Below are 9,519 nucleotides of genomic sequence, written 5' to 3'. Positions count from 1 at the left end.
GGAGCGGGCTTGCCCGCGAAAGCGGTGGTTCAGCCAACATCTCCACCAGCAGTGCCGCCGCCTTCGCAGCCTCGCTAGGGCTCGACAGCTCCCACAGGGGATTGGCGGTGTGAGAGGGATCTCCAGCCGAGCGCTGACATCCCAGCAACACAGCTCAAATGTGGGAGCGGGCTTGCCCGCGAAAGCGGTGGTTCAGCCAACATCTCCACCAGCAGTGCCGCCGCCTTCGCAGCCTCGCTAGGGCTCGACAGCTCCCACAGGGGATTCGCAGTGCCTGGGTTCACCCCACCTGGCGCAAATGCTCCATCGCCCAAACCGCCGCCTCCACCCGCGACCTCAACCCCAGCTTGTGCAGCAGATTCTTCACATGCACCTTCACCGTCCCCTCGGTAATCCCCAACTTATGCCCGATCACCTTGTTGCTGTAGCCACTGGCAATCGTCCTCAGCACCTGCCGCTCGCGCTCAGTCAATTCCACCGCCGCGTGCGGCTGCGGCGAGCGCAGTGCCTGGGCCAGTACGCGGGTCAAGCCGGGGCTGATCACCAGGGCGCCATGCAGGGCGTCGCGGATGAATTCGACCACCAGCTCCGGTTCCATGTCCTTGAGCAGATAGCCATTGGCATCCAGGCGCAGGGCATCGCGGATGTCGTCTTCGGCGTCGGACACGGTAAACAGCAGCACCTTGCCCGCGTAGTCCATGGCGCGCAGGCGGCGCAGGGTTTCCAGGCCGTTCATGTGCGGCATGTTGTTGTCCAGCAGCACCAGGTCCGGTTGCAGTGCGTCGATCTGGTCGAGGGCTTCCTGGCCGTTGCCGGCTTCACCGACGACGCGCAGGTCGTCTTCCAGTTCGAGGATCTGGCGCATGCCGTGGCGCATCATCGGGTGGTCGTCGACCAGCAGGATACGGTGGCGAGTGGACGTGTTCATGGGGCGGTGCCTTGTAGAGAGTGGCCGAGAAATTCCGGCTGGAAACGCAGTTGCACCCGTGTGCCCTGGGGCTCGCGGGGCTGGATGTCGAGGTGGCCGTGCAGGCTGCGGGCGCGTTCGTCCATGATGGTCAGGCCGTGGTGTTCGCGGGTGTCGACGGCGCCGCAGAAACCCCGGCCATCGTCTTCGATGCTCAGGCTGACGGTCTCGCCGACCTGGCGCAGTTGCAGCCAGGCGTTCTGCGCATGGGCGTGCCGCAGGCAGTTGGACAGGGCTTCGCGGGTGATCTGCAACATATGGATCTGTTCGCTGGCTGAAAGCTGGAAGGCCAGCGCGTCCACATGCAGGTGCACCTGGAACTCGCCGCGTCGGGAGAACTCCTCGGCGGTGTCTTGCAGCTCTTGTACCAGCCCGGCGTCGTGGATTTGCAGGCGGAACGTGGTGAGCAATTCGCGCAACTGGCGATAGGCGTTGTTGAGCCCGTCGCGCAGTTCGGCGGTGACGTTGGCCAGGGTCTCGACCGGTTCGCCACGGCGGATCAGGGTCTGCATGCGGCTGACTTGCAGCTTCATGTAGGACAGCGCCTGGGCCAGGGAGTCGTGCAGTTCGCGGGCGATGATGGTGCGCTCATCCAGTAGCAACAGGCGGTGGTCCTGCTCGCGCTGGCGCTTGAGGGACAACGAGGTGCCGATCAGGTTGGCCAGGGCCTGGATCAGTTGTTTCTCCCAATCCTGGGGCGCATGGCCGTCGAGGAAGTGTGCCTTGAGTTCGCCGAGTTCGGCGCCCTGGTTGCTGATGCTGAACACCTGCGGCGGCGCGACGTGGTGGCGTTCGCAGGTGGCGCAATCGCCGATCGCGCAGATGTTGCGGCTCTGTTCGCCGTGCAGGGCGAGCATCTGCTGCGCCGGGGCGAGGAAGTGGCCTTGCAGGCACAGCGACAGGCGCAGGCCCGGCAGGCGTTTCTGGAAGCGCCGGATCAGTTCGTCCAGGCCCTCGGCGTTGGCCAGCCGCGTGGCCAGGCTGCGGCTGCTCTGGTACAGCAGTTCGAGGGCGGCGTTGGCTTGTTGCAGGTTGAGGGTCTTGCGCTGCACCTGGCTTTCCAGGGTGCGGTGGGAGGCTTCGATGGTTTCGGCCATGGCGTTGAAGCTCAGGGCCAGTTGGCCGAGTTCGTCTTCGGAGCGGTGATTGACCCGGGTCTTGTAGTCGCCATCGCGAAAGCGCCGGGTCGCGTGCACCAGCTCCTGCAAGGGCGTGACTACGCCGTACTGCAATTCGTACAAGCCCAGCAGCAGAATGATCAAGGTGCTGAACAGCGCCAGCCCCTGGATCGCCTGTTGCCAGCCTTGCTTGTGCTCGCTCTGTTGCTGCAACAGCGCGACGAAGTGGTTCAGTTGCTCGACAAACGCCGGCGCACGCGCCTGGAACAGCGCCGCATCGCCGCCCATCACCGCCGGGCGCAGCTCCTCGTTCCAGCGTTGCTGGATCTGCTGGTAACTCTGCTGCAGTGCGCTGTTGGGGCCGTCTTCGAGCACCGCCTTGAGCGATTGGCTGTCGAGGCGCCGTTGCAGGCTCTGGCTGACCTCGGCGATCTCGTCCGGCCGCGCCCCGGCGGCGAGTTTCCAGCTGAGGTGGTAGGTCTCCATGCGCACTGAGCCGGCGGTGTTGATCGCCGCCGCATCGCCCTGGCTGAACCAGGCAATCAGCCCGGCACTGAGGGAACTGGCAAGCGCCAGGATCGCAATCAGGATCACCGCCAGCCCGGCCCGGGCGGGCAGGGAGCTGCGCAGCCAGTCAAGCATGACGGCGGATCTGGAGGGGGCGGCAACGGGACATGGGCGCACCTGGAACGGGAAAGGGGGTCGAATGTGGCCTTCCCTGGCGCACTACCTCTAAAGAATTGCCGGCGAACCCTCCCACGGATAAAAGCCGGCACAAGAGAGCAATCCATTGATAAATAAAGGCTTTCTCTTGTTTTGCTGACTACCTCCTTGGAGGTAGACGGGGTCAGCATAGCCCCATACCCACCCGGCCCACGTTGATCTGGGTCAAGTTCTGCGGGGGTGTCGCCCCTAACCTGCGCTCATGGAATCACTTTCTGGAGCGCATACCGTGACTCAACCCCGTATAAGACAAGGCCTGGTGCTGGGCATGAGCACCCTGGCCTTCACCGTCTGCTTTATGGTGTGGATGATGTTCGCCGTGCTCGGCGTGCCCATCAAGGAGCTGCTGCAACTCAACGAAACCCAGTTCGGCCTGCTGGCCGCCACGCCGGTGTTGACCGGTTCCCTGGTGCGCTTGCCGCTGGGCCTGCTCACCGACCGCTTCGGCGGGCGCATCGTGTTCTTCCTGCTGATGCTCGCCTGCGTGCTGCCGCTGTACCTGATCACCTACGCCACCGCCTACTGGCAGTTCCTGGTGCTCGGCCTGTTTGTCGGCCTGGCCGGCGGCTCGTTTTCGGTGGGCATTGCGTACGTCGCCAAGTGGTTCGACAAAGACAACCAGGGCTTTGCCATGGGCGTGTTCGGTGCCGGCAACGCGGGAGCGGCGGTGACCAAGTTTCTCGCCCCGGCGCTGATCGCCCTCGGCACCTGGCACCTGGTGCCCAAGGTGTTCAGCGCAATCCTGTTTATCACCGCGCTGTTGTTCTGGTTCCTCACCAGCGAAAACAAGACCCACCGCAGCGCCGGTGGCGCGACCCTGCGCCAGCAGTTGCTGTGCCTGAAAGACCCGGCCGTGTGGCGCTACTGCCAGTACTACTCGATTGTGTTCGGTGGTTACGTCGCGCTGGCGCTGTGGGTGACCAAGTACTACGTGCAGGAATACGGCTTCAGCCTGCAAAGCGCGGCGCTGCTGGCCGCGTGTTTCTCCCTGCCCGGCGGTGTGCTGCGCGCAGTGGGCGGCTGGATGTCTGATCGCTGGGGCGCGCAAAGCGTGACCTGGTGGGTGCTGTGGGTGAGCTGGATCTGCCTGTTCCTGCTCAGCTACCCGCAGACCCAACTGCAAGTGATGACCGTCAATGGCCCCCTGGATTTCCATATCGGCCTCAGCCCCACCTTGTTCACCGTGCTGCTGTTTGTGATGGGCATCGCCTTCGCATTCGGCAAGGCCTCGGTCTTCAAGTACATCGCCAATGACTACCCGCAAAACATGGGCGCGGTGTCCGGCATCGTCGGCCTGGCCGGTGGCCTGGGCGGGTTTGTGCTGCCGATCATGTTTGGCGCCCTGGTGGACCTCACCGGCGTGCGCTCGTCCTGCTTCATGTTGATGTACGGCGTGGTCTGGGTGTCCCTGACCTGGATGTACCTCAGCGAAATTCGCAAACAGCCGTTGCTCGGCAAACAAGCGCTCCAAGGAGAATGATCATGTCCATCGCGCAAAAGCCCGAATCGGGCCCGGTGATCCACGACTGGCGCCCCGAAGACCCGGCGTTCTGGGGCGCCAGCGGCAAGAAAACCGCGACCCGCAACCTGTGGATCTCGATCCCCGCGCTGTTGCTGGCGTTTGCGGTGTGGATGGTGTGGAGCACGGTGATCGTGCGCCTCAACGCCATCGGGTTCAGTTTCACCACCGACCAGCTGTTCTGGTTGGCGGCATTGCCGGGCCTGTCCGGTGCCACCTTGCGCGTGTTCTATTCGTTCATGGTGCCGATCTTCGGCGGGCGCCGCTGGACCGCCCTGAGCACCGCGTCCTTGCTGCTGCCGTCGCTGTGGATGGGCTTTGCGGTGCAAGACCCGGGCACGCCCTACAGCGTGTTTGTGCTGATCGCTTTGCTCTGTGGTTTTGGCGGCGGCAACTTCGCCTCCAGCATGTCCAACATCAGCTTTTTCTACCCCAAGGCCCAGCAGGGCACCGCCCTCGGCTTGAACGCTGGCCTGGGTAACCTGGGGGTGTCGGTGATGCAATTCTGCGTGCCGCTGGTGATCACCTTCGCCGCATTCGGGGCACTCGGCGGCCAGCCGCAGACCCTGGCCGATGGCAGCCAACTATGGTTGCAGAACGCCGGTTTCATCTGGGTGCCGTTCATCCTCACCGTCACCGTGGCGGCGTGGTTCGGCATGAATGACCTGTCCAGCGCCCGTGCCTCGTTCAGCGACCAGGCGGTGATCTTCAAGCGCAAGCACAACTGGCTGATGTGCTGGTTGTACCTGGCGACCTTTGGTTCGTTCATCGGCTTCTCGGCGGCATTCCCGCTGCTGATCAAGACTTCCTTCCCGGACGTGGTCGCCCTCAAGTTCGCCTTTCTCGGTCCGCTGGTGGGCGCGCTGGTACGCCCATTGGGCGGCTGGCTGGCAGACAAGTTGGGCGGGGCGCGGGTGACCCTGTGGAACTTCGTACTGATGATCGTGATGGTGTTCGGCGTGCTGCACTTCCTGCCGCAGAACGGTGAGGCGGGCAGCTTCTACGGCTTTCTCGGCATGTTCATGCTGCTGTTCATCACCACCGGCATCGGCAACGGCTCCACCTTCCGCATGATCCCGGTGATCTTCCGCACTGTTCACGAGAAGGCCAGCGCCGGCAAACCCGCTGCGGTGCGTGAACAGGCCCTGAAGGATGCCGGCAAGGAGTCTGCTGCGGTGCTGGGGTTCAGCTCGGCCATGGGCGCGTTCGGCGCGTTCTTCATCCCCAAATCCTTCGGCTCGTCCATGGCCGCCACCGGCAGCCCGGCGATGGCCTTCTACATGTTTGTCGGTTTCTACCTGAGCTGCATCGTCGTGACCTGGTGGTGGTACGCCCGCAAAGGCTGCGCCACACCCTGCTGATCGACCACGAATTCGCGGGGCAACGCACCCCACGGCACGCCTGATGAGGAAAGCATCATGAGTCACTTACTGGATCAACTGCGGTTCTTCAACCGCAAGCAAGACGAGTTCTCCAACGGCCACGGCGAGACCCGCAAAGAGTCCCGCGACTGGGAAAACGTCTACCGTTCGCGCTGGCAGTACGACAAGATCGTGCGTTCCACCCACGGGGTGAACTGCACCGGTTCCTGCTCGTGGAAGATCTACGTGAAGAACGGCCTGATCACCTGGGAAACCCAGCAGACCGACTACCCGCGTACCCGCAACGACCTGCCCAACCACGAGCCCCGTGGTTGCCCGCGCGGCGCGAGCTACAGCTGGTACATCTACAGCGCCAACCGCCTCAAGTACCCGAAGATCCGCAAGCCGCTGCTCAAGCTGTGGCGTGAAGCGCGCCTGACCCTGGCGCCGGTGGAGGCCTGGGCGAGCATTGTCGAGGACAAGGCCAAGGCCGAATCGTACAAGAGCAAGCGCGGCATGGGCGGGTTTATCCGCTCCAACTGGGAGGAGGTGAACGAGATCATCGCCGCCTCCAACGTCTACACCATCAAGCAATATGGGCCGGACCGCATCGTCGGGTTCTCGCCGATCCCGGCCATGTCCATGGTCAGCTATGCGGCGGGCTCCCGTTACCTGTCGCTGCTGGGCGGGGTGTGCCTGAGTTTCTACGACTGGTACTGCGACCTGCCGCCCGCCTCGCCGATGGTGTGGGGCGAGCAGACCGACGTGCCGGAATCGGCCGACTGGTACAACTCCAACTACATCATCGCCTGGGGTTCCAACGTCCCGCAGACCCGTACCCCCGACGCGCACTTCTTCACCGAGGTGCGTTACAAGGGCACCAAGACCGTGGCCATCACCCCCGACTATTCGGAAGTGGCCAAGCTCACCGACCTGTGGCTCAACCCCAAGCAGGGCACCGACGCCGCGTTGGCCCAGGCCTTCAACCATGTGATCTTCAAGGAATTTCACCTGGACCACCCGAGCGCCTATTTCACCGACTACGCCAAGCGCTACACCGACCTGCCGGTGCTGGTGATGCTCAAGCCGGTGACCGGTTTCGCCCCCGGCGCCGGTTTCCAGCCGGACCGCTTCCTGCGCGCCTCGGACCTGATCGACAACCTCGGCCAGGACAACAACCCGGAATGGAAAACCATCGCCCTCGACGAGAGCGGCGCGCTGGTATCGCCACAAGGCTCTATCGGCTACCGCTGGGGCGAGAAGGGCAAGTGGAACATCCTCGCCAAAGAGGGCGGTGAAGGCCGCGCGATTGACCTGAAACTCAGCCTGATCGGTGGCGACGTCGCCGAAGTGGCCTTCCCGTATTTTGCCGGTGAAGCCCACGAGCACTTCCAGCACGTGGCCGGTGAGGCCGTGCAGTTCCGCCGCGTGCCGGTGCACAGCGTGGTGCTGGCCGATGGCAGCGTGGCCAAGGTTGCCAGTGTGTTCGACCTGTCCGCCGCCAACCTGGCCATCGACCGTGGCCTGGGCGGCAGCAACGTGGCCAGGGACTACGACGACGCCAGCGTGCCCGGCACCCCGGCCTGGCAGGAAGCGATCACCGGCGTCAGCCGCGAGAAGGCGATCCAGATCGCCCGCGAATTCGCCGACAACGCCGACAAGACCCGTGGACGCTCGATGATCATCGTCGGCGCGGCGATGAATCACTGGTACCACATGGACATGAACTACCGTGGCCTGATCAACATGCTCATGCTCTGCGGGTGCGTCGGTCAGAGCGGTGGCGGCTGGGCGCACTACGTCGGCCAGGAAAAACTGCGCCCGCAATGCGGCTGGCTGCCTCTTGCCTTTGGCCTGGACTGGAACCGTCCGCCGCGCCAGATGAACGGCACCAGTTTCTTCTACGGCCACAGCTCGCAGTGGCGCCACGAAAAAATGAACATGCACGACGTGCTCTCGCCCCTGGCAGACAAGGCGCAGTTCCCCACCCACGCCCTGGATTACAACATCCGCGCCGAACGCGCCGGCTGGCTGCCCAGCGCGCCGCAACTCAACACCAACCCGCTGCACATCTGCCGTGATGCGGCGGCGGCGGGAATGGCGCCCAAGGACTACGTGGTCAAGGCCTGGCAGGACGGCACCTTGCGCTTCGCCTGCGAACAACCGGACAGCCCGGTGAACTTCCCGCGCAACATGTTCATCTGGCGTTCCAACCTGCTCGGTTCGTCGGGCAAGGGCCACGAGTACATGCTCAAGTACCTGCTGGGCACCAAGAACGGCGTGATGAACGAAGACATCGGTTTTGGCGGCGAGAGCAAGCCCACCGAAGCCGAATGGGTCGACGACGGCGCCATTGGCAAGCTGGATCTGGTGACCACCCTGGACTTCCGCATGTCGTCCACCTGCGTGTATTCCGACATCGTCCTGCCGACCGCCACCTGGTACGAAAAAGACGACATGAACACCTCGGACATGCACCCGTTCATCCACCCCTTGTCGGCGGCGATCGACCCGGCGTGGGAGTCGCGCTCCGACTGGGACATCTACAAGGGCATCGCCAAGACGTTCTCGGCCATGGCGGTCGGGCACCTGGGTGTCGAGCAGGACCTGGTCACCGTGCCGCTGATGCATGACAGCGTTGGTGAACTGGCCCAGCCATTCGGCGGCACCGATTGGAAAAGCGCCGGTGTGGCGCCCGTGCCCGGCAAGAACGCGCCGAACATGGCGGTGGTGGAGCGTGACTACCCGAACATCTACAAGAAATTCACCTCCCTCGGCCCGTTGCTGGAAAAGCTTGGCAACGGCGGCAAGGGCATCAACTGGAATACCGATGACGAGGTCGAGTTCCTTGGTGAGCTGAATCATCACGAAGGCGAGGCGGGCATCAGCCAGGGGCGGCCGAAGATCGACACGGCCATTGATGCGGCCGAGGTCATCCTGTCCCTGGCCCCGGAAACCAATGGTCACGTGGCAGTCAAGGCGTGGGCGGCGCTGTCGGAATTCACCGGCATCGACCACAGCCACCTGGCATTGCCCAAGGCCCACGAGGCGATTCGCTTCCGCGACATCCAGGCGCAGCCGCGCAAGATCATTTCCAGCCCCACCTGGTCGGGCCTGGAAGACGATCACGTGAGCTACAACGCCGGTTACACCAACGTCCATGAAAACATCCCATGGCGCACCATCACCGGCCGCCAGCAGTTCTACCAGGACCACCCGTGGATGCAGGCCTTCGGCGAACAACTGATGAGCTACCGGCCGCCGGTCAACACCCGCACCATCGAAGGGGTGAAGGGCAAGCGCAGCAATGGCGAGCCGGAGATCGTGCTGAACTGGATCACCCCGCACCAGAAGTGGGGCATCCACAGCACCTACAGCGACAACCTGCTGATGCTCACCCTGAGCCGTGGCGGGCCGATTGTGTGGCTCTCGGAGATCGACGCGAAACGCGCCGGCATCGAGGACAACGACTGGATCGAATGCTTCAACGTCAATGGCGCACTGACCGCCCGCGCGGTGGTCAGCCAGCGCGTCAAGGAGGGCATGGTGATGATGTACCACGCCCAGGAACGCATCGTGAACGTGCCGGGCTCGGAAACCACCAAGACCCGTGGCGGCCACCACAACTCGGTGACCCGCGTAGTGCTCAAGCCGACCCACATGATCGGCGGCTATGCCCAGCAGGCCTACGGTTTCAACTATTACGGCACGGTCGGTTGCAACCGCGACGAGTTTGTCGTGGTGCGCAAGATGGCCAAGGTCGACTGGCTCGATGGCTCCCATGGCGATGACCTGCCACGCCCATTGCCGACTGACATCGAGGAGAACTGA

5 protein-coding genes are annotated in these 9,519 nt (G+C 63.7%); 3 read left to right on the top strand and 2 right to left on the bottom strand.

The window, feature by feature from the left end; translation table 11 throughout:
- Positions 1-280: 280 nt before the first annotated feature.
- Positions 281-928 carry a two-component system response regulator NarL gene (gene narL / locus OPU96_RS27750; protein ID WP_226457783.1) on the bottom strand — a complete coding sequence of 216 codons (648 nt, stop codon included), beginning with the start codon at positions 926-928 and terminating at the stop codon, positions 281-283.
- On the bottom strand, positions 925-2,727 hold the full coding sequence (locus OPU96_RS27745; protein WP_226457782.1) for a HAMP domain-containing protein: 1,803 nt from the start codon (positions 2,725-2,727) through the stop codon (positions 925-927). Before OPU96_RS27745 ends, narL begins: the two co-directional genes overlap by 4 nt.
- Positions 2,728-3,037: 310 nt before the next feature.
- Here OPU96_RS27745 and OPU96_RS27740 point away from each other — a divergent pair, with 310 nt between their 5' ends.
- From OPU96_RS27740 to OPU96_RS27730, 3 genes are read left to right on the top strand one after another with little or no spacing between them, the layout of a single operon-like run.
- Positions 3,038-4,288: an MFS transporter gene (locus OPU96_RS27740; RefSeq protein ID WP_226457781.1), complete on the top strand. Its 1,251-nt coding sequence runs from the start codon at positions 3,038-3,040 to the stop codon at positions 4,286-4,288.
- 2 nt (positions 4,289-4,290) lie between these two features.
- Positions 4,291-5,688: a NarK family nitrate/nitrite MFS transporter gene (locus OPU96_RS27735; RefSeq protein ID WP_192300736.1), complete on the top strand. Its 1,398-nt coding sequence runs from the start codon at positions 4,291-4,293 to the stop codon at positions 5,686-5,688.
- Between the two features lie 57 nt (positions 5,689-5,745).
- Positions 5,746-9,519: a nitrate reductase subunit alpha gene (locus tag OPU96_RS27730; protein WP_498560110.1), complete on the top strand. Its 3,774-nt coding sequence runs from the start codon at positions 5,746-5,748 to the stop codon at positions 9,517-9,519.

It is taken from the genome of Pseudomonas sp. RP-B7 (genome assembly GCF_059803535.1).
Note: the sequence above shows the minus strand (reverse complement) of the source record. Positions and strands in the feature narration are given on the sequence as shown.

What these genes read in the sequence shown, in the direction of transcription:
- narL (WP_226457783.1), bottom strand. Translation starts at nt 928, where the DNA reads ATGAACACGTCCACTCGCCACCGTATCCTGCTGGTCGACGACCACCCG.
- OPU96_RS27745 (WP_226457782.1), bottom strand. Translation starts at nt 2,727, where the DNA reads ATGCTTGACTGGCTGCGCAGCTCCCTGCCCGCCCGGGCCGGGCTGGCG.
- OPU96_RS27735 (WP_192300736.1), top strand. Translation starts at nt 4,291, where the DNA reads ATGTCCATCGCGCAAAAGCCCGAATCGGGCCCGGTGATCCACGACTGG.
- OPU96_RS27730 (WP_498560110.1), top strand. Translation starts at nt 5,746, where the DNA reads ATGAGTCACTTACTGGATCAACTGCGGTTCTTCAACCGCAAGCAAGAC.